The 18,848-nt window shown below is 68.1% G+C and carries 21 protein-coding genes; 13 read left to right on the forward strand and 8 right to left on the reverse strand.

All coding sequences use genetic code 11. From position 1 onward, the window contains the following. Positions 1-91: 91 nt before the first annotated feature. Genes ACYPYD_RS01490 through ACYPYD_RS01500 form a run of 3 tightly spaced genes read left to right on the forward strand, consistent with a single transcriptional unit; the run spans position 92 to position 1,971 of the window. Complete coding sequence (locus ACYPYD_RS01490) at positions 92-1,579, forward strand: helicase HerA domain-containing protein (protein ID WP_008831014.1); 1,488 nt, start codon at positions 92-94, stop codon at positions 1,577-1,579. 12 nt (positions 1,580-1,591) lie between these two features. Then, a complete protein-coding gene (locus ACYPYD_RS01495) occupies positions 1,592-1,768 on the forward strand; it encodes a DUF4169 family protein (protein WP_459661813.1) in 177 nt (58 codons plus the stop codon). Then, entirely contained in the window at positions 1,768-1,971 is a 204-nt protein-coding gene (locus ACYPYD_RS01500; protein WP_008831012.1) for a hypothetical protein, read from the forward strand. The genes ACYPYD_RS01495 and ACYPYD_RS01500 overlap by 1 nt, the downstream gene beginning before the upstream one ends. A 131-nt stretch (positions 1,972-2,102) precedes the next feature. On the opposite strand, the gene ACYPYD_RS01505 is transcribed toward ACYPYD_RS01500, so the two are convergent. The 3 genes from ACYPYD_RS01505 to ACYPYD_RS01515 all read right to left on the reverse strand — a co-directional run bounded on the left by ACYPYD_RS01505 (position 2,103) and on the right by ACYPYD_RS01515 (position 4,343). Continuing rightward, on the reverse strand, positions 2,103-2,582 hold the full coding sequence (locus ACYPYD_RS01505) for a hypothetical protein (RefSeq protein ID WP_008831011.1): 480 nt from the start codon (positions 2,580-2,582) through the stop codon (positions 2,103-2,105). Positions 2,583-2,697: 115 nt separating this feature from the next. Then, positions 2,698-3,756, reverse strand: coding sequence for a L,D-transpeptidase family protein (locus ACYPYD_RS01510; protein ID WP_211149572.1), 1,059 nt, complete (start codon positions 3,754-3,756; stop codon positions 2,698-2,700). Positions 3,757-3,872: 116 nt separating this feature from the next. After that, positions 3,873-4,343, reverse strand: a complete 471-nt coding sequence (locus ACYPYD_RS01515) for a peptidylprolyl isomerase (RefSeq protein WP_008831009.1) — start codon at positions 4,341-4,343, stop codon at positions 3,873-3,875. Positions 4,344-4,648: 305 nt separating this feature from the next. On the opposite strand from ACYPYD_RS01515, the gene mgtE reads away from it, so the two are divergent. Beyond that, entirely contained in the window at positions 4,649-6,052 is a 1,404-nt protein-coding gene (gene mgtE, locus ACYPYD_RS01520) for a magnesium transporter (protein ID WP_231958240.1), read from the forward strand. 28 nt (positions 6,053-6,080) lie between these two features. Then, positions 6,081-6,476 (forward strand): DUF1489 family protein, encoded by a 396-nt coding sequence (locus ACYPYD_RS01525; RefSeq protein ID WP_459661824.1) that lies wholly within the window; start codon positions 6,081-6,083, stop codon positions 6,474-6,476. Here the strand turns inward: ACYPYD_RS01525 and nudC are convergent. Genes nudC through ACYPYD_RS01540 form a run of 3 tightly spaced genes read right to left on the reverse strand, consistent with a single transcriptional unit; the run spans position 6,473 to position 9,715 of the window. Continuing rightward, positions 6,473-7,396: an NAD(+) diphosphatase gene (nudC, locus tag ACYPYD_RS01530; protein WP_459661814.1), complete on the reverse strand. Its 924-nt coding sequence runs from the start codon at positions 7,394-7,396 to the stop codon at positions 6,473-6,475. The two genes, ACYPYD_RS01525 and nudC, sit on opposite strands and share 4 nt — an antisense overlap. Beyond that, a complete protein-coding gene (locus tag ACYPYD_RS01535; RefSeq protein WP_459661815.1) occupies positions 7,368-8,666 on the reverse strand; it encodes a serine hydrolase domain-containing protein in 1,299 nt (432 codons plus the stop codon). The genes nudC and ACYPYD_RS01535 overlap by 29 nt, the downstream gene beginning before the upstream one ends. Continuing rightward, entirely contained in the window at positions 8,663-9,715 is a 1,053-nt protein-coding gene (locus ACYPYD_RS01540; protein WP_459661816.1) for an A/G-specific adenine glycosylase, read from the reverse strand. The genes ACYPYD_RS01535 and ACYPYD_RS01540 overlap by 4 nt, the downstream gene beginning before the upstream one ends. Positions 9,716-9,744: 29 nt before the next feature. On the opposite strand from ACYPYD_RS01540, the gene ACYPYD_RS01545 reads away from it, so the two are divergent. From ACYPYD_RS01545 to ACYPYD_RS01570, 6 genes are all read left to right on the forward strand, one after another. Then, on the forward strand, positions 9,745-10,326 hold the full coding sequence (locus tag ACYPYD_RS01545) for a DUF721 domain-containing protein (RefSeq protein WP_211149566.1): 582 nt from the start codon (positions 9,745-9,747) through the stop codon (positions 10,324-10,326). Continuing rightward, positions 10,326-11,063, forward strand: a complete 738-nt coding sequence (locus ACYPYD_RS01550) for a thioredoxin domain-containing protein (RefSeq protein ID WP_008831001.1) — start codon at positions 10,326-10,328, stop codon at positions 11,061-11,063. The genes ACYPYD_RS01545 and ACYPYD_RS01550 overlap by 1 nt, the downstream gene beginning before the upstream one ends. Positions 11,064-11,252: 189 nt before the next feature. After that, a complete protein-coding gene (locus ACYPYD_RS01555) occupies positions 11,253-12,014 on the forward strand; it encodes a DsbA family protein (protein WP_008832358.1) in 762 nt (253 codons plus the stop codon). Positions 12,015-12,041: 27 nt separating this feature from the next. Further along, a complete protein-coding gene (locus ACYPYD_RS01560; RefSeq protein WP_459661817.1) occupies positions 12,042-15,482 on the forward strand; it encodes an AAA family ATPase in 3,441 nt (1,146 codons plus the stop codon). A gap of 86 nt (positions 15,483-15,568) precedes the next feature. Continuing rightward, on the forward strand, positions 15,569-15,763 hold the full coding sequence (locus ACYPYD_RS01565; protein WP_442800358.1) for a BrnT family toxin: 195 nt from the start codon (positions 15,569-15,571) through the stop codon (positions 15,761-15,763). Positions 15,764-15,812: 49 nt separating this feature from the next. Next, positions 15,813-16,094 (forward strand): BrnA antitoxin family protein, encoded by a 282-nt coding sequence (locus tag ACYPYD_RS01570; protein WP_008828917.1) that lies wholly within the window; start codon positions 15,813-15,815, stop codon positions 16,092-16,094. On the opposite strand, the gene soxR is transcribed toward ACYPYD_RS01570, so the two are convergent. Further along, positions 16,091-16,525: a redox-sensitive transcriptional activator SoxR gene (gene soxR / locus ACYPYD_RS01575; RefSeq protein WP_069708882.1), complete on the reverse strand. Its 435-nt coding sequence runs from the start codon at positions 16,523-16,525 to the stop codon at positions 16,091-16,093. The genes ACYPYD_RS01570 and soxR overlap by 4 nt on opposite strands. A gap of 101 nt (positions 16,526-16,626) precedes the next feature. Between soxR and ACYPYD_RS01580 the strand changes: the two genes are divergently transcribed. Further along, the gene (locus ACYPYD_RS01580) at positions 16,627-16,998 is read left to right on the forward strand and encodes a VOC family protein (RefSeq protein WP_036525922.1); all 372 of its coding nucleotides are present in this window, start codon (positions 16,627-16,629) and stop codon (positions 16,996-16,998) included. A gap of 4 nt (positions 16,999-17,002) precedes the next feature. Here ACYPYD_RS01580 and ubiA read toward each other — a convergent pair whose 3' ends face one another. Then, positions 17,003-17,917 carry a 4-hydroxybenzoate octaprenyltransferase gene (gene ubiA, locus ACYPYD_RS01585; protein WP_008828920.1) on the reverse strand — a complete coding sequence of 305 codons (915 nt, stop codon included), beginning with the start codon at positions 17,915-17,917 and terminating at the stop codon, positions 17,003-17,005. A gap of 130 nt (positions 17,918-18,047) precedes the next feature. On the opposite strand from ubiA, the gene ACYPYD_RS01590 reads away from it, so the two are divergent. Next, positions 18,048-18,794, forward strand: a complete 747-nt coding sequence (locus tag ACYPYD_RS01590; protein ID WP_459661818.1) for a 16S rRNA (uracil(1498)-N(3))-methyltransferase — start codon at positions 18,048-18,050, stop codon at positions 18,792-18,794. Positions 18,795-18,848 lie beyond the last annotated feature (54 nt).

Consider the following 18,848-nt stretch of genomic DNA (forward strand, 5'->3'; position numbering starts at 1 on the left):
CCCGCGTGCACCCCGCCCCCCGCTGACGCAACCTCTGGATAACCCCCCGTCCCGCTTGCACCCCGCCCCCCGCTTTGGCACTAGCCCGGACGTGAGCGCGAACATCGTCATCGGCACCGCCCAGCGCGGGGAGCCGGTAGAGATCGACATCAAGGAACTCTTGGCGACCCGCCTGCTGGTGCAGGGCAATTCCGGGTCCGGCAAGTCGCACCTGCTGCGCCGCATCCTCGAAGAGAGCGCCGGGATCGTCCAGCAGGTGGTGATAGACCCCGAGGGCGACTTCGTCAGCCTTGCCGAGCAGTTCGGCCACGTCGTCATCGACGGCTCCGCTTATGGCGAGGCCGAGATCGCCCGCCTCGGCGCGCGCATCCGCCAGCACCGCGCCTCGGTGGTCCTCGCGCTCGACGAGCTGGAGATCGACCAGCAGATGAAGTGTGCCGCGCAGTTCCTCAATGCCCTGTTCGATGCCCCGCGCGAGCAGTGGTATCCCGCGCTCGTGGTGGTGGACGAGGCGCAGATGTTCGCCCCCGCCGCCGCCGGTGAAGTCTCGGAAGAGGCCCGCCGCGTCAGCCTCGCGGCGATGACCAACCTCATGTGCCGCGGCCGCAAGCGCGGTCTGGCGGGGGTGATCGCCACCCAGCGCCTTGCCAAGCTCGCCAAGAACGTCGCGGCCGAGGCCAGCAACTTCCTGATGGGCCGCACCTTCCTGGATATCGACATGATCCGCGCCGCCGACCTGCTCGGCATGGAGCGGCGCCAGGCCGAGACGATCCGCGACCTCGCGCGCGGGCAGTTCCTTGGTCTAGGCCCCGCGATCGCGCGGCGGCCGGTGTCGGTCAGCGTCGGCACGGTGCAGACCGGCGCGAAGTCGGTGACGCCGGGCCTCGCCCCGCTGCCCACGGCGACCACCGAGGAACTGCGCGAACTGCTGCACGACAATCTCCACGTCGAGCCGGATCGCCCCGAATTCCACCGCCCCGCCCCGCGTGTGGACGATGCCGAGACGCTGGCCCGCCGCATCGCCGCGACCGAACTGCTCGAACCCACCACCGCGCAGGCCCGCGAACGCGAGCGTGAAAGGGAGCGCAACGAGCCCGGCGCCGAGGAAACCCGCGCGGCGATGATCGAGATCATGAACGTGATGGCCGAGGAGCCGGACTGCACGTTCCAGTCCGCGACCACGCTGTTCCAGGACTTCACCATCCGCTGCCGGATGAAGGGCATCTCGGTGCGCGGCCTCGACGCGACGATGTTCCGCCGTGGCTTCGCCGCCGCGCTGGCGGGAATCGAGAACCCCGACGACGCGCGCTGGGAGGACCTCATCAACTTGTCGAAGCATGTGCCCGACGATGCGCTGGCGACGTTCTACGTGATCGCCCGCGCCGCGATCGACGGCAAGCCTTGCCCGGACGACATGGACCTCGCGCGGATCTATGGCACCAGTTCGCCCCGCCGCGTGCAGCGCCTGCTCGACTATCTGGAGAAGGACGGACTGATCGTGGTGCGCACCGACTTCTCGGGCAAGCGCTCGGTCGGCCTCCCCGATCTCGGCGTGACAACCGCGCCGGTCGAGGCGTAAGGTCGGGCGATCATGGCCGAGATCGTCAACCTGCGCATGGCCCGCAAGGCCAGGGCCCGCTCCGCCGACAAGGCCGAGGCGGCGGCGAACCGCGCCCAGCATGGCCGCACCAAGGCCGAGAAATCCGCCACGCAGGCCGAAGTCGCGCGGATCGATCGCACCCTTGATGGGGCCAGACGGGAAGACTGATGCGCACCACGTATGACGACGCCAGCGTGCGCCTCTATCACCTCGACGGCGGAGCCGAGGGCGGCGCGGCGAACACGCTGTTCTACGGCCCGCTGTCCGAGGCGATGCGCATAGCCTCGCTACAAAGCGAGGACGTGCAGGACGGCCTGTTCCTCGCCACCGACAACGACGTGGTGGCTTACGTGGATCTGCTGGAAAGCTGAATTCGGCTGCGGGGACTTCGCCCCTTCGACAAGCTCAGGGTGAGCGGGGTTTGGAGTAGGCCTCCCAATGGCAGGAGTAGTGCAAACCTCTCAATTCCGCTCAGGCTGAGCCTGTCGAAGCCCCCTCGATATCAGAACTTCGCCTGCACACCCGCCGCGACATAGTGATCGCCGACGTTCACCTTGCCCGAGAGGAACGGCGCCAATGGCATCGCGGCGGTGCCGTAGGCGCGCAGGTCGTTACCGATGAAACGCGCACCGAGACCAAGAGTGAACGACATCGGCAGCGTATAAGTCGCCTCCACCTTGCCGAAGATCTTGGTGCCCGAATTATCGCAATGACCGTCGCCGACCTGCTCGTCGTTGGAGCGGCGGAAGCACTGCGAGTTGTCCTCGTAGTACCCGTCATGGTCGCGCTTGTGGAAGAACGCGCCGACGGCCGGGGTGATCGCGAAACCACCGTCCTGGATCACCGGCACGCCGACGGCGAGTTCGCCGCCCCAGCTGCCTTCGGAGCGGGCGACATTGGCCTCGGCGGTGACGGTCGCCGCATTGGCGGAACTTGCGGCAAAAGCGCAGATGCCCGCGAGGGCGATCAGGCGGATCTTCATGGGCGGGGGACTCCCTGTATCCTTGGAAACGATGCCAATCGGCTAGATTCCACGCATCTTGCGGACAAGAGGCCCGGATTCGCCCTGCCCCGTTAAGGACTCGACCCGTCCGTTTTCACGCCTGGAACAGAACTTCGGTTCCCGAATGGACCATCTGTGCAAGGCGCGCCGCGTCCCAGTTGGTCAGGCGCACGCAGCCATGGCTTTCGGTGCGGCCGATCTTCGCGGGCTCGGGCGTGCCGTGGATGCCGTAGTGGTCCTTGGACAAATCGATCCATACCACGCCGACCGGGCCATTGGGGCCGGGGGCGAGGCGCTTTGCGGTATCGTTCTTGTTGGCGTCCCAGAACAGGTCCGGATCGTACTGGTAATCCGGATTGCGCGAGGTGCCCTTGATCTCCCACTTGCCGAGCGGGAGCGGATCATGGCCGCTGCCCGTGGTGACGGGGAATTGCGCGATGAGTTTACCTTGCTTGTCAAAGGCCTGCAGCGTGCCCTCGGACTTGTCGACGACGATCTTCTCGGCTGTCGGCTGATCGCCCGCGACGCCGAGGCGCTGCAGCGTGTCGGACCAGCCGCGCTCGTCACCATCGATCTTCGCGACGGGCACGTTGGCGATCGCGGGAACGCGCACCGTGGTGCCCGAACCGACTTTCGTGCCATGGCCGTTGAGCGCCACCAGCGTATCGGGGGTGGTATGGAAGCGCTCGGCCAGTGCCTCAGTCAGCGAGCGGTAGCCGAGATGGTCGAAGCCGGCCTGCTGGGAAGTCTTGGTCGGCAGGTTGCGCGTGAAAGGCCCACGCGCGAAAGCATCGGGGATCACCACCAGCCGCGTCGCCGCCATGTTCTGTGCGGGGAACAGGGCCTGCTGGGTTGCCGGATCGAGCTGTCCGCTACGGGGAAGTCCGCGCGCTTCCTGGAAGGCGCCGAGCGCCAGCTTGTAGGACTGCCCGTCCTTCCCGTCGATCACGCCGGGCGAGAACCCGGCACGGTCGAGCGCCACTTGCGCTCGCATCAGCAGGCTGTCGGCCGCCTCGGTCTCGCCGCCGCCGGGGGCATCGGCGAAAGCCAGAGTGTCGGAACTCTTCGCGGGAGCCTTCGCCTGTTCCGTCTGCGGCCCGCAGGAGGCCAGCAGCACGAAACACGAAAGGCTGAGGGGAACGAGACGTTTCAAGCATCACCCAAAGTTATGGTTCTGTTGCTTTGAAAACGCCCCGAAACCGGGAAAGCTCCGCAAACGAAAAGGGCGGCCCCGCAGGACCGCCCTTACATGTTCCGTTTCGGGACCGATCAGCCTTCGCTGACGGTCGCCTTGACGATCTTGCCCGGCTCGCGCGGCGGCTCGCCCTTGGGGAGCGCGTCGACGTGCTCCATGCCTTCGACGACCTGACCCCAGACGGTGTACTGCTTGTCGAGGAAGGTCGCGTTGTCGAACACGATGAAGAACTGGCTGTTGGCCGAGTGCGGCGCGCTGGTGCGGGCCATCGAGCACACGCCGCGAACGTGCGGCTCGGCGTTGAATTCAGCCTTCAGGTCGGGCTTGGACGAACCGCCCATGCCAGTGCCGTTGGGGCAGCCGCCCTGCGCCATGAAGCCCGGGATCACGCGGTGGAACTTCACGCCGTCGTAGAAGCCTTCGCCGGCCAGTTCCTTGATCCGCTCGACGTGGCCGGGGGCCAGGTCGGGGCGCAGCTTGATCTTGACGTCACCGCCTTCGCCGTTGCCGGTATCGAGCGAGAGTGTGAGGAATTCGTCAGCCATTGCCTGTCTCCATGAGGCCGGGCGCGATCGCGCCGGTAAACTTTGGCGCCCGATATAGGCGATGGCGCGGCAATGTCACGAGGGGGCGTGAACCAGCACCATGCCGAAGGGACTTCGACAGGCTCAGCCTGAGCGGGTTTGGGAGGTTTACACCACCTCCGCTCACCATGAGCTTGTCGAAGGGTCACGGCTGAACTTGTCGAAGCCCGCGCAGTCCCGAGTGACCATGGCAAAGCCCTGTTGCAATTGCGAGATAGCTGCGTAGACCGGCCCGCATGAGCGACGCGGACCTCAAGCACGACCCGATGGACCACACGGAAGACACCGTGCGTCAGGACGCGCCCGAATCCGAATCGCTGGACGAGGACAACCGCCTCAAGCCCGAATTCGTGCGCAGCGTCAAAGACGCGCTCGACGATGAAGACACCGATCGCGTCTACGACCTCGTCGAAGGGCTCCACCCCGCCGACATCGCCGACTTGTTCGAGCTGTTCGACGAACGCGAGCGCCTGACGCTGGCCGGCGCGATCCGCGACCTGATGGGCTCGGAAGTCATTGCCGAGTTGAACGACTGGGTCCGCGAGGCGCTGATGGAAGCGCTTCCGGCCGACGTCGTCGCCGAGATCGCCGAACAACTCGACACCGACGACGCCGTCGCGATGCTGGAGGATCTCGACGAGGCCGACCAACAGGCCGTCCTTGCCGAGATGGAGCCGGAAGACCGCGCCGCGATCGAGTCGGCGCTGTCCTACCCCGAAGAATCCGCCGGCCGTCTGATGAGCCGCGAGTTGGTCGCGGTGCACGAATCGATGACGGTGGGCGACCTCATCGATTTCCTGCGTGAGCATCGCGAGTTGCCGACCGAGTTCTGGGAAGTGTTCATCGTCGATCCGATGCACCGCCCGATCGGAACCTGCTCGCTCTCGTGGATCCTGCGCACGCCGCGCAACATCCCGCTCTACGACGTCATGGCGCGCGACCAGACGCTGATCCCGGCCGACATGGACCAGGAGGAAGTCGCGCTGCGCTTCCAGAAGTACGCGCTGATCTCGGCGGCGGTGGTGGACCCTGCGGGCCGCCTGATCGGCCAGATCACCGTCGACGACATCGTCCACATCATTCAGGAGGAAGCGGGCGAGGACGCCCTCTTGCTCTCCGGTGCAGGCGACGGCGACATCAACGAGCCGATTCTGCTGACGGTGCGCGCGCGTCTGACATGGCTGGTGGTGAACCTGGCCACGGCGATGCTGGCGGCCTCGGTCGTCGGGCTGTTCCAGGGGGCGATCGCGAAGTTCGCGCTGCTGGCGGTGCTGATGCCGATCGTCTCGGGCATGGGCGGCAACGCGGGCACGCAGACCCTCGCCGTGGCGGTGCGCGCCATCGCCACCAACCAGCTGACCGATTCCAACACCGTCAGGATGATCCTGCGCGAATTCCGCATCGCGCTGGCCAACGGCTTCGCGCTGGGCCTGCTGATCGGCGTGGGGACGTGGCTGATCTTCTCCAACCCGCTGCTGGGCGCCGTGATTGCCTCGGCGATGGTCATCAACAACCTGGTCGCGGGGCTGATGGGCATTCTGGTGCCGGTGACGCTGGACAAGTTCAACGTCGATCCGGCGGTGTCCTCGGCAGTGTTCGTGACGACCGCGACCGACACGATGGGCTTCTTCTCGTTCCTCGGCCTCGCGGTGGTGGTGGGGCTGGCCTGACAGGCAAAGCGATCCTATCTTGACGGTCATGCCGCTCAACATGACCAAGATCGCCTTCTCCGCCGAAAGCCCCGCCTCCCTGCGCGCATGGCTGGAAAGCAACCCGGATGAGGCGCTGATGACCACCCGCTATCTCCCCAAGCGGCACGAGGAGATGATCGGCGGCTCGCTCTACTGGATCTTCGAGCATGCGCTGATCGGCCGATCGCCGATCGTGCGGTTCTCGCAGCGCGAGGACGGCCGCTGGCACATCCACCTCGAACCGCGCCTGATCCCGGTCGTCACCCAGCCCAAGCGCGCGCATCAGGGCTGGCGCTATCTGACCGAGGAAGCCGCCCCGCGCGACCTTGCCGAAGGCGAGACGGCGAGCGACGCCATGCCGCCCAAGCTGGCACGCGAACTGGCGAAGCTGGGGCTGGTCTAAGCCCCGCGCTCCACCCACCACTTGAGCAGCACATGCGCCACCGCGTGCTTCGGTGGCGCCCCGAAAGCGCGGCCCATCTCGCCCACGGCCACGGCTTCGAGCGCGTCGACGCATTCCTCGCGGGTGAACCAGCGCACGTCTTCCAGTTCGGTCTCGTCGATCACGATGGCCGGGTCGTCGGCGAAGGCGTGGCAGCCGATCATCAGCGACGAGGGGAACGGCCAGGGCTGGCTCGCGACATACTCGACGTCCCGCACGCGCACGCCCGCTTCCTCGAAGACTTCGCGCGCGACGGCTTCCTCGATCGTCTCGCCCGGCTCCACGAAGCCCGCCAGCGCCGAGTAGCGGTGCGCCGGAAAACGCGGCTGGCGGCCGAGCAGCAGCTTGCCGTCATGCTCGACGGTCATGATCGTGACCGGATCGACGCGCGGGAAATGCTCGGCGCCGCAACCGGTGCAGGAGCGCTGCCAGCCGCCCTTGGCCAGCACCGTGGCCGCGCCGCAGACTGCGCAGAAGCGGTGCCGCGAATGCCAGCCGACCAGCGCCCGCGCCCCGCCGTAAGCCGCGAGTTCGCCCGGCTCCAGCGCATTCATCGCGTTCCAGCTCGGCGCTCCGGCGGCGGGAATGCCCGGCAGCACTTGCGCGAAGCAGCCGCGCCCGCCTTCGAGGCCGAGGAACACCAGTTCCGCATCGCCTTCCGCATCGGCGAGGCTGCCCCAGACGAGGCCGCCCTCCGCCGTCATCACCGGGTCGAGGCCGTCCAGCCTGAGCAGCCGCGCACTCGGCCCCATCAGTGCGGCGATGGCCTCCGGGTCGCCGCGCACGTGGTCGGCGCGGTCGATCGGCGATCCGCCGAATGCGATAGGGGCAGCGGGAGTAGTCAGCAGCACGTCAGTGTTTCTCCAGGATCGCCAGCACATCGGCCTTCAGGGCCTTCTGGAATTCGGGCAAGAGGTCGAAGGCGTTGGGCGGCATGAACTGCACGAAAATCTGTGAGCGCAGGCCCTGGGCCATGTCCACCATGCCCACCGTCCCCGCCGCGCCCGACCAGCCGTAGAGCCCGCTCTCCGCCCCCTGCCCGACGCGCCCTCCAGCGCCGAAGCCGCTGGGACCGCCGAACATCTCGGGCACGAGGACGCCGGGCGGGAGCAGGTTGGAGGTGCCCATCCGCACCGCGCTCTCGGACAGCACGCGCACACCGTCGATCATGCCCATCTGCGCCAGCATCCGCAGGAACCGGTCGTAGTCGCGCGGACTGCTGACGAGACCCGCTCCGCCGAAGGGGAAGGCGGGCTTGTCGAGGTAGATCGAGGTCTCCCCCTCGTCGATCGGCGCCAGCACGCCGCCGACGGCCGCGTAATTGGTGGTGAGGCGATGGGCGTCGGCGGCCGAGACCCGGAAACCCGTGCTGGTCATGCTGGCGGGGCCGAAGATCGTGTCCTGAAGGTAGGCGTCGAACGGCTTGCCCGACACCACCTCGATCACCCGGCCCATCAGGTCGAGGCCCATCGAATAGCTCCAGCGCGTACCGGGATCGGCGACCAGCGGCACTTGCGCCAGCCCTCGCGCGAACAGGTCCAGTCCCTTGACCGGCTCTCCCCGGAACAGACCGGGCAGCTTCATCCGGCTGATCTGCCCGGCGACGAGGCCCTTATCCTCCATCAGCGTCTTGATCGGCCCCTGCTGGATGATCGTGTAACCGATCCCGGAGCTATGCGTGACCAGATGCCGCATCGTGATCGGCCGAGGCGCGGCGTGGACCCTGGTGATCGAGCCGTCGTATTCGTCCTGCACCATCATGTGCGCATATTCAGGCAGCACGTCCGCCACGGGCTGATCGAGGCCGATCCTGCCCTGCGCCACCAGTTCCATCGCCGCCATCCCGGTGAGCGGCTTGGTCATCGAATAGATGCGGAACAGGCTGTCAGCGGTCACCGGATCGGCGTCGTTGAAGCCTTCCGAGCCACGCGCGACATATTCCGGCTCGCGCCCCGGCAGGCCCAGCGAGGCGACCATGCCGGGGAACTTGCCCGGTCCCACCCAGCGCTCGACGACCGCGCGGACCTGGGGGATCAACTCCGGCTGCTGCGCCGCGCGCGCCAGCCGCGGCAGCATCGCCCCGAGCCCCGCAGCCGCCCCCATGCCCAGCAGCATTCGACGGTCCAGCGCGGCTTCGAGGCGATCGATCATGCGTCTTCCTTTTCAGCCAGCGCCAGCCGCGCGGCCTTGGCGAAGAGCGTGGGCAGCCCCGCCTCGTCCAGCCGGTCGAGCGGCCACCATTCGCCGTCTTCCAGCCCCTCGAACCCGTCACCAAGGTAAACCGCCAGGTTCAGTTCCAGCGCAAAGTGCGTGAAGACGTGGCCGACCTTGCCCGCGCTCTCCCATGGCCCGGTAAGCGGTCCCTCGCCCGAGCCGTCGATACGCGCCGCCCAGCCATCGTCGGGCAGCGCCCGCATGCCGCCGAGCATGCCGCTGCCGGGACGGCGGACCAGCCAGACTTCCGCTTCGTCCCGCTCGATCCAGAAGGCGCGGCCCTGACGCACGGCCTTGGCCTTCTTTGCCGCCTTTACCGGCAGCCTTGCGGGATCGCCCATGCGCCGTGCCTCGCAAGGCCCCGAAATCGGGCAGAGCAGGCAGCGCGGACTGCGCGAGGTACAGACGGTGGCGCCAAGATCCATCATCGCCTGCGCAAAGTCGCCCGCGCGGCGCTGCGGCGTGATGGTGTCGGCCTTTGCGCGGATACCGGGCCGTGAACCCGGCAGCGGCTCCTCGATCGCGAAGAGCCGCGAGACGACCCGCTCGACATTGGCATCGACGACCACCGCGCGCCGCCCGAAGGCGATAGCGGCGACTGCGGCAGCAGTATAAGCTCCCAGTCCCGGCAGAGCGCGCAAGCCTTCCTCGGTATCCGGAAACCGCCCGAGCCGCGCCACTTCACGCGCGCAGGCCAGCAGGTTTCGGGCGCGGGCATAGTAGCCGAGGCCCGCCCATGCCGCCATGACCTCCTCGTCCGCAGCCGCCGCGAGCGCCTGCACGGTCGGCCAGCGCGTAGTGAAGGCGGCAAAGTAGTCCTTCACCGCCGCAACCGTCGTCTGCTGGAGCATCACTTCCGACAGCCAGACCCGGTACGGATCGGGCGCGGGCGTGCTCGGTGCGGCGCGCCACGGCAAGGTGCGCGCGTGCACATCGTACCAGTCGAGCAGCATCGCCGCGATTGCAGTATCCGAACTGGCGTCCATGCCGCCGCTATGGCATTGGATCGCGGGCAATGGAACGGAATAGCGGCAAATCCCCCGGTGAATCGAAGCCACGTCCCGCCAAGGGCAAGACGGGCCTCAAGCAGTTCGAGCGTATGCGCGGCGGACAGGCGCGGCAGATCTCGGACCTGATGCCCGAAGTCGGCCGCACCGCCTTCCGGCGCTTCGGCTTCGTGCAGTCGAGCGTGGTGTCCCGCTGGCCCGAGATCGTCGGCGCCCGCCACGCACGCGTCTGCTCGCCGGAATCGATCCGTTTCCCGCCCGGAGAGAAGAGCGACGGCATCCTCCAGCTGGTCGTCGTGCCCGCTCATTCGCCGATGATCCAGCACGTGATCCCCGAGATCATGGACCGGGTGAACCGCTTTTTCGGCTACCAGGCGGTCGCCAAGGTGAAAATCCGGCAAGGCGAGGTTAAGCCGCCTGTTGCCACGCAGCCGCGCCCGTCCGCGCCGCCTTCGCTGAAACCGGTGCCGTTCGAGCTTGGGGAATCGCTGCGCGACATCGGCGACCCGGAGCTTCGCGCGGTGCTCGAATCGCTGGCGCGCAGCATGGGCGCCGCCGAACACAAGCCTGACAGTCAGGAAGACAAGTGATGACCAAGACCGTCTTTCGCGCCGTGGCGCTTGCCGCCTGCGCCGTTCTCAGCATGGCCGCCGCTCCCAAGGGCGCCGCGCCCAGGAAGGGGCTGCCCCCCGCCTCCACGAACTGGACCGCTGCCACCGCCGTCACCGCCGACGGCAGCCACCGGCTCGGCAATCCGGACGCGCCGCTCAAGCTGGTCGAATACGTCAGCTACACCTGCCCACACTGTGCCCACTTCCACAAGGAAGCGGACCCGGTGCTGCGCCTGACCATGGTGCCCAAGGGCCAGATCTCGGTCACGGTGACCAACTTCCTGCGCAACCCGATCGACCTCACCGTGGCCATGCTGACCAACTGCGGCGATCCCAAGCGCTTCTTCGTGCGCCACAACGCCTTCTTCGCCTCGCAGGACAAATGGCTCGCGAAGGCCGAGGCGACCAACCGCGAACAGCAGCAGCGCTGGTATCAGGGCGATTTCCCCGCCCGCATGCGCGCCATGGCGAGCGATCTCGGCTTCTACGACCAGACCGCTTCGTGGGGCCTCAGCCGCGCGCAGACCGACCAGTGCTTCGCCAACACCGCGATGCTCGACAAGCTCAAGGGCCAGCAGGGCGAAGTGCAGGCGCTCGGCCTGCAGGGTACGCCCAGCTTCACCCTCAACGGCGACCTTCTCGACGGCCACGACTGGGCGACGGTGTCCAAGGCGATCACCGACAAGCAGGCCCAGCAGCGCGCGGGCAATATCTGATCCACGAGCCCACCCCCGGCCCCTCCCGCTTGCGGGAGGGGAGCGAGACTTGGCAGCTTGCTGCCTAGTCGCAGCGGGGTGGGCGTCCCAACACAACGCCGCACTTGTGGAATACCCCCGTCCACGCTTCGTTTTCCCCCCTCCATGGGCTAGCCCTGTGACAAATCCACACGAAGGATTCGCCTCCCGATGACTCGCACCCGTTTCCGCACCATCGCCCTCGGCCTCGTGGTCGCCCCGCTTGCCCTCGGCCTCGCCGCCTGCGGCAAGAAGGACGAGCCCACCGCCGGTGCCACCTCGGGCGCCCCGATCGCCAAGATCGCCGCGCCCGCAGGCAAGTCCTGGGCCGACACGATCGAGAAGACCGCCGAGGGCGGCTACCGCATGGGCAACCCGAACGCCCCGATCAAGCTGGTCGAATACGGCGCCCTCAGCTGCTCGCACTGCGCCCTGTTCGCACAGCAGAGCTTCGAGCCGCTGCGCGACGACTACGTCGCCAGCGGCCGCGTCAGCTACGAACTGCGCTACTTCATGCTCAACGCGCTGGACATTCCGGCCTCGCTGCTGGCCGAATGCGGCTCGACCGAGGCGGTGATCCCGCTCAGCGAGCAGTTCTGGGCCTGGCAGCCCAAGATGTTCGAGAACATGCAGGCCGCCAGCAAGGAACGCCTCGCCCAGATCGATGCCTTGCCCAAGGAAAAGCAGCTCGCCGCCATCTCCGAGGTCGCCGGCATGACCGACTTCTTCGCCTCGCGCGGGATCGCCCGCGATCAGGCCGCCGCCTGCCTTGCCGACACCACCAAGGCCAAGGCGCTCGCCGACCAGACGCAGAAGGCGAGCGAGCAGTTCAACGTCACCGGCACCCCCACCTTCATCATCAACGGCAACAACGTCGGCTCGATGGAATGGGACAAGCTGGAGCCCAAGCTCAAGGAAGCAGGCGCGCGCTGACCAGCGTGATCGCCTGACCCGACCTCGATGCGCATCAACCGGCTAAAGCTCAGCGGCTTCAAGAGCTTCGTCGAGCCCGCCGAACTGCGCATCGATCCGGGGCTGACCGGCGTGGTCGGCCCCAACGGCTGCGGCAAGTCCAACCTGCTCGAAGCGATCCGCTGGGTCATGGGCGAAAGCTCGCCCAAGTCGATGCGCGGCGGCGGGATGGAGGACGTGATCTTCGCTGGGACGGACAAGCGCCCGCCCCGCGCCTTCGCCGAAGTCGTACTGAAGGCCGACACCGCGCCGAATGCCGAAGGCGTGCGAGACGAACTCGAAGTCGTCCGCCGCATCGAGCGCGGCGCGGGCAGCGCCTACCGCATCAACGGGCGGGACGTGCGCGCCAAGGACGTGGCGCTGATCTTCGCCGATGCCGCCACCGGTGCGCACAGCCCGGCGCTCGTCAGCCAGGGCCGCATCGCCGCCGTCATCGCCGCCAAGCCCGCCGAGCGCCGCGCCATGCTCGAAGAGGCGGCGGGCATCGCGGGCCTCCACGTCCGACGCAAGGACGCAGAGGAGCGCCTGCGCGCCACCGAAGCCAACCTCGCCCGCCTCGACGACATCATGGCGAGCCTCGACAAGCAGGTCGGCACGCTCCGGCGGCAGGCCAAGGCCGCCGAGCGCTACAAAGCCCTCACCGACCAGATCCACCTCGCCGAAGCCCGCGTCGTCTTCGCCCGCTGGCGCGAGGCCGCGGCCGCCGCCGATGCCGCCCGCAAGGAAGCGCAGGCGTCCGAGGAGCGCGTCGCCGTGGCGCAGGCGCTCGCAGTGGAAGCTCAGAGCCAGCAGGCCGCCGCAGCCGAGACGCTGATGGAGGCCCGCGACGAACTCGCCGACCGCCGCGACGATGCCAATGCGCAAGGCCACCGCATAGCGACGCTGACGAGCCAGCTCGAAGCCGCCGAACAGCGCCTCACCGACCTCGACCGCCAGCGCACCCGGCTGGAAGAAGACCGCCACGACGCCGACCGCCTCACCCGCGACGCCGCCGAGGCCCTCGCCCGGCTGGAGCGCGAGTTGTCCGAGGGCGAAAAGCAGCTCGCCGCCGATGAAGCGCAGCGCCCGCGCTTCGCCAACATGGTCGATGGCGCCGAACAGGCCAGCCGCGCCGCCGAACTCGATCTCGCGCAGGCGACCGCGAAGCAGGCGGGCGTCGAGGCCGAATGGCGCATCGCCGAAGCCGAACTGACGCAGGCGAAGGCACGGCAGGCCCGCGTGGCGCGGGACGTCGCCCGGATCGAGGCGCAAGTCGCTGCCCTACCCGACCTCGGCGACCTCGAAACCGCCATCGCCGCCGCCCGCGCCAAGGCAGAGGAGGCCAGCGCCGCCCTCGCCCGCTCGCGCGAGGGGCTGGAGGACATGCAGGCGCGCAAGACCGCGCTACAGGCCGACCGCGACGCCGCTGCCTCGGCGCTGGCAGGCGCGCGCGCCGACCTCACGGGCATCGAGCGCGAACACGCCGCCCTCGTCCGCGACCGCGAGGCGCGGGCCAAGGGCGCCAAGGCCGCGCATGGCCTGCCCGTCGCCATCGACGCGGTGCGCGCCGCGCCCGGCTACGAACGCGCGGTCGCCGCCGTGCTCGGCCGCGACGCCAAGGCCCCGCTGGGCGTAGTGCCGAATGCCGACGGCCGCTTCTGGACCGGCGCGGAGGCTCCCGCTTCGGTCGCCGACAGCCTCGCCGCGCATGTCGCGCAGTGCCCGCCCGAACTCGCGGCCCGCCTCGCGCTGGTGCATGTGGTCGAGACGGACGATGCGCGGACACTGAAGCCCGGCGAATGGCTCGTCACGCGCGCGGGCGTGCTGCGCCGCTGGGACGGCTTCGTCGCACGCGGCGAAGGCGCGGCCGAAGCCGCAAGGCTGGAAGCGGAGAACCGCTTCGCCGAACTCGACGCCAAGCTGCCCCCCTTGCGCGCGGCCGTCACCGCCGCCGAAGCACGGCAGGCCGCCGTGCAGCAGGAATTGGCCGACCTCTCCTCCCGCGTGATTTCTGCCGAACGCGCCATCGCCTCGGCGGCCGAGGCCGAGCGCAGCGCCTTGCGCGCCGTCGATCAGGCCGAGGATGCCCGCGCTCGCCAGCAGGCCCGCCGTACCGAACTCGACGCGACCCTCGCCGAAACCGCCGACCAGCGCAGCGGCGTGGACGCCGAAGTCGCCGCCGCCGAGGCGAAACGCGTCGCGCTACCCGATCCCGCCACTGGCCGCGCCGAACTGCAGGACGCACAAGCCCGCAACGGCGAGGCGCGCTCCGCCTTGCAGCACGCGATGGCGACGCTCGCAGGCCACGATCAGGCCCTCGCCGTCGCGCGAGAGCGCACCACCACCCAGCGCGCCGACATTCGCGGCTGGCAGGCCCGCTCGGGCGATGCCGCGAACCGCCTCGCGCAGATGGCCGGACGGTTGGAGGAGATCGAGACCGAACGCGCGATCATGGCCGCCAAGCCCCCCTCGCTGATGACCCAGATCGAACAGGGTGAGGCGATCCGCGTGCGCCTCGGCGATGAACTGGCGAAGGCAGAAGCAGCGGTAAACGCCGCCACCGAAGCCGCGAAACGCGCCGACACCGCGCTCTCCGCCGCGCAGGAAACCCTCGCCGCCGCGCGCGAAGGCCGCGCCGGAGCCTCTGCCCGCGCCGAGCACGAGGACCAGCGCCGCACCGAAATGAACCGCCTCTCGGGCGAGCGCTTCCAGTGCCCGCCCCCGGTCCTGCCCGAGCGCTTCGCCTTCGCCCCTGTCGAAGTCGGCGGCGCCGAGGCTGAAGGCAGCGGCATGGACCGCCTTGTCGCCGAGCGCGAGCGCATCGGCCCGGTCAATCTCGTCGCCGCCGACGAACTCGCCGAAGCCGAGGCGCAGCTGGGCCTCTCGGTCAGCGAGAAGGCCGAACTGACCGAAGCCGTAAACCGCCTGCGTGGCTCGATCGGCAACCTCAACCGCGAAGGCCGCGAACGCTTGCGCGCCGCCTTCGAGGCGGTGGACGGCCATTTCCGCCGCCTGTTCCAGCAGTTGTTCCAGGGCGGTCAGGCGCACCTCGCCCTCGTCGATTCGGACGATCCGCTGGAGGCCGGTCTCGAAATCTACGCCCAGCCGCCGGGCAAGCGCCTGCAATCGCTCACCCTGCTTTCGGGCGGCGAGCAGGCGCTGACGGCGGTGGCGCTGATCTTCGGCCTGTTCCTGACCAATCCCGCGCCGATCTGCGTACTGGACGAAGTCGATGCCCCCCTCGACGACGCCAATATCGAACGCTTCTGCGACCTGCTCGAAGCGATGACGAAGGAAACCGACACCCGCTACCTCGTCGTCACCCACAATGCGGTGACGATGAGCCGCATGCACCGCCTGTTCGGCGTGACGATGGTGGAAAAGGGCATCTCCCGCCTCGTCAGCGTGGATCTGGGCGGCGCGGAGGAACTGCTGGCGGCAGCGGTGTGAGGTTGACCGGCGGGGTTTTTGTAGTTACTTTAATTTAACTGGCCCATCGTAGCCGATCCAACGATCACCGTCCGCAGACGCTGGAGATGCGGTCATTGCGGATTGAATATGACGAGGCGAAGCGCCGGAAGATTCTGGCTGAACGCGGAATCGACATTGCCGATGCGCATAGGGTCTTTGCAGATACGCATGTTCAGGTTCTGGACGATCGCAAGGACTACGGAGAGACCCGCTATCGCGTCTTCGGGTTTCTCCATGGTCGCCGCGTATCGCTGGTCTGAACACCGCGCGACGGCAACCGTCGGATCATCACGATAAGGCATGCGCATCATGGAGAACATCAAGCCCGCTTCCGAACCCTGGATTGACCCGGACGACGACGACGTCGAATGGACCGAGGAAATGTTCCGCATGGCCGCCATCTACAAGGGCGACCAGCTGATCCGTCCGGCCTCGGGCTCGCTCAAGTCGATCGGCCGCCCACCCGCTGCCAATCCCAAGAAGCAGGTCACGCTGCGGCTCGATCCCGATGTGGTCGAGGCGTTTCGCGCCACCGGCAAGGGCTGGCAGTCGCGCATCAACGCCGAACTGCGCAAGGCGCTCGGGATCTAGCCCAGCACGAAGCGCGGCCCCGGTCCTTGCGCCCCCGCCACGTCATCGGCGTTGTAGAGGCGGCATTTCGTCAGGCTGAGGCAGCCGCAGCCGATGCATTCGTCCAGCTTGCGCCGAGTCAGTTCGAGCAGCGCGATCTTCTCGTCGATCGACGTGCGCATCGAGCGGCTGATGCGCTCCCAGTCGGCCAATGTCGGCGTGCGGCCGTGCGGCAGGTCGGCCAGTTCGCGCTCGATCTCGGCCAGCGCGAGGCCCAGCTTCTGCGCGATCAGGATGAAGCTGACGCGGCGAATGTCGGAGCGCAGGAAACGCCGCTGGTTGCCCGAGGTGCGCAGCGCCTGCAGCAGCCCCTTCTCCTCGTAGAAACGCAGTGCCGATACCGCGACGCCGGTACGCCGCGCCAGTTCGCCGATGGTGATGAAGCGGTCCACGACCAGATCGATATCCTTTCGAAAGTGCTTGATCTCAAGTTAGGTTGAGGTTGCACTTTTGCCAAGCCGGCTGATTCGCCGGTGACGCAGGAGAAAGAAGAATGGCCCAGGGCCGCCTCGAACATGCCAACCTCACCGTCAGCGACATCGAGCGTTCGTCCGCCTTGCTGCAGGACCTGCTCGGCTGGCACGAACGCTGGCGGGGGCCCGCCATCAACGGCGGCGAGACGATCCACGTAGGCGGGGATTTCAGCTACATCGCTGTCTATACCGACCGCCGGGAACGCGGGCGCTACGGCAAGGGCGCGCCGCTGAATCACGTGGGGCTTGTGGTCGACGATCTCGACGCGGCCGAACAGGTGGTGCTTGCCGCAGGCCTCGAACCATTCAACCACGCCGATTACGATCCAGGCCGCCGGTTCTACTTCTTCGACTGGGACGGGATAGAATTCGAGCTGGTCAGCTACGCGTAGGCAATCAGATCACCCCGGCGTTGCCGACCACCCAGCAGGCCAGCGCCATCACCAGCCCGGCATCGCGGTTGGAGCGGAAGCGAGCGAGCGCGTTCTCGCCGTCCGCCGGGTCCAGCGTCATGACCTGGAAGCCGAGGTGCAGCGCCATCGGCACCAGCGCGACGAGCGCCACCCAGTCCGGCCGCATCGCCCAGAACGCCAGCGCCCACAGCGCCAGCGCGAGAGCGTAGAAGCCACCGACCCCACCCTTCACCCGCGCGCCGAGGCGCCGGGCGGAGGAACGGATGCCGACGATCGCGTCGTCCTCGATGTCCTGAATCGCGTAGATCGTATCATAGCCGATGCACCACACGATCGAGCCGAGGTAGAGCGCCGCCAGCGCCTCCAGATGATCGCTGCGGATCTCGATCCAGCCGACCAGCGCCCCCCACGTGAAAACCATGCCCAGCCACGCCTGCGGCCACCACGTAATGCGCTTCATGAACGGATAGGCGGCGACGAGGCCGACGCTGCCCAGAGCCACCAGCTGCGCGGGCGGGCGCAGCTGGAACAGCACGACCAGCCCGACGGCGCATAGCATCAGCAGCCAGGTCCAGGCCGCGCCCTTGCTGACGCGGCCGCTCGCGACCGGGCGCTGCGCGGTGCGGGCGACGCGGCGGTCGAGGTCGGCATCGACGATGTCGTTGAGCACGCAGCCCGCGCCGCGCATCGCGATCGAGCCGAGCAGCAGCCAGGCGATCAGGCTCCAGCGGCTTTCGCCACCTGCCAGTAGAACGCCCCAGACGCAGGGCCAGAACAGCAGCCACCAGCCGATCGGCCGGTCGAATCGCGCCAGCATCGCGAAGTCGCGAAACGGCTGCGGCAGCATCGACACGAGCCCGCGATGCTGGCTGTCAGGGACGAGCGAAGGTTCGAGCATCGCGCGATGAGTAGTGCATCGCGCGCGTCCTGTCATGCCCGAACGTGACTGGTGAACACAGCTTGCCCACCGTTGCATCCTCTCCGCCAAGGCGCGAAAAGGGCCTTTCAGCCCGAGGAACCCGTTGAAGATGCCTGCAACCCCCGCCTGGCCGCCCCGCTCCGCGCCGCGTCTGTTCGTCCCCGGACCGCTCGTCGAAGGCGGGCAGATCGCGCTGGAAGGCCAGCAGGCGCACTATCTCGGCAAGGTCATGCGAATCGCTCCCGGCGATGCGGTGATCGCCTGCGATGATGCCACCGGCGAATGGGCCTGCGAGGTGGTTTCCGCCGGAAAGCGCGACGTCGTGCTCTCGGTCCGCATGAAGCTGCGCGAGCGCGAGGACGTGCCGGACTTCGTGCTCTGCGCCGCGCTGCTCAAGAAGCCGAACTTCGATCTGGTGCTGGAAAAGGCCACCGAACTGGGGGTCGCCGCCGTACAGCCGGTCGTCACCCGGCGCTGCGTGGCCGACAAACTCAACCCCGAACGCGCGCTCACCATCGTCACCGAGGCGGCCGAGCAATGCGCCCGCACCGCCCTGCCCCGCGTCGAGGAACCGGCCCGGCTCGATGCCCTGCTGCGCGACTGGCCCGAGGACCGCGCTCTGTTCTTCGCCGACGAACAGGGCGGCGCCCCCGCAGCCGCCGCCTTCGCCGCGCACAAAGGCCCGGCCGCGCTCCTCGTCGGCCCCGAAGGCGGCTTCGACGATACCGAGCGCGATCTCGTCCGCGCCCATCCCCAGGCGCGCGCGATCACTCTGGGGCCGCGCATTCTGCGGGCCGAAACCGCCTGCATTTCCGCCATCGGGCTATGGATGGCGGTGTCCGGAGATTGGACATGACAGGAATGTTAGACTGACCGGTACAAAAAGTTCTGGCGCGGCGCCGAAGGGCAC

The sequence above is a fragment of the Novosphingobium sp. 11B genome (assembly GCF_054589055.1).

Coding starts and splice junctions, on each gene's coding strand:
- ACYPYD_RS01535 (WP_459661815.1), bottom strand. CDS start 8,666: ATGATCGATCGCCTCGAAGCCGCGCTGGACCGTCGAATGCTGCTGGGC.
- ubiA (WP_008828920.1), bottom strand. CDS start 17,917: ATGCTCGAACCTTCGCTCGTCCCTGACAGCCAGCATCGCGGGCTCGTG.
- ACYPYD_RS01555 (WP_008832358.1), top strand. CDS start 11,253: ATGACTCGCACCCGTTTCCGCACCATCGCCCTCGGCCTCGTGGTCGCC.
- ACYPYD_RS01515 (WP_008831009.1), bottom strand. CDS start 4,343: ATGGCTGACGAATTCCTCACACTCTCGCTCGATACCGGCAACGGCGAA.
- ACYPYD_RS01505 (WP_008831011.1), bottom strand. CDS start 2,582: ATGAAGATCCGCCTGATCGCCCTCGCGGGCATCTGCGCTTTTGCCGCA.
- ACYPYD_RS01540 (WP_459661816.1), bottom strand. CDS start 9,715: ATGGACGCCAGTTCGGATACTGCAATCGCGGCGATGCTGCTCGACTGG.
- ACYPYD_RS01500 (WP_008831012.1), top strand. CDS start 1,768: ATGCGCACCACGTATGACGACGCCAGCGTGCGCCTCTATCACCTCGAC.
- ACYPYD_RS01560 (WP_459661817.1), top strand. CDS start 12,042: ATGCGCATCAACCGGCTAAAGCTCAGCGGCTTCAAGAGCTTCGTCGAG.
- ACYPYD_RS01550 (WP_008831001.1), top strand. CDS start 10,326: ATGACCAAGACCGTCTTTCGCGCCGTGGCGCTTGCCGCCTGCGCCGTT.
- ACYPYD_RS01590 (WP_459661818.1), top strand. CDS start 18,048: ATGCCTGCAACCCCCGCCTGGCCGCCCCGCTCCGCGCCGCGTCTGTTC.
- ACYPYD_RS01525 (WP_459661824.1), top strand. CDS start 6,081: ATGCCGCTCAACATGACCAAGATCGCCTTCTCCGCCGAAAGCCCCGCC.
- ACYPYD_RS01565 (WP_442800358.1), top strand. CDS start 15,569: ATGCGGTCATTGCGGATTGAATATGACGAGGCGAAGCGCCGGAAGATT.
- ACYPYD_RS01580 (WP_036525922.1), top strand. CDS start 16,627: ATGGCCCAGGGCCGCCTCGAACATGCCAACCTCACCGTCAGCGACATC.
- ACYPYD_RS01495 (WP_459661813.1), top strand. CDS start 1,592: ATGGCCGAGATCGTCAACCTGCGCATGGCCCGCAAGGCCAGGGCCCGC.
- nudC (WP_459661814.1), bottom strand. CDS start 7,396: ATGTGCTGGCGATCCTGGAGAAACACTGACGTGCTGCTGACTACTCCC.
- mgtE (WP_231958240.1), top strand. CDS start 4,649: ATGGACCACACGGAAGACACCGTGCGTCAGGACGCGCCCGAATCCGAA.
- ACYPYD_RS01545 (WP_211149566.1), top strand. CDS start 9,745: ATGGAACGGAATAGCGGCAAATCCCCCGGTGAATCGAAGCCACGTCCC.
- ACYPYD_RS01570 (WP_008828917.1), top strand. CDS start 15,813: ATGGAGAACATCAAGCCCGCTTCCGAACCCTGGATTGACCCGGACGAC.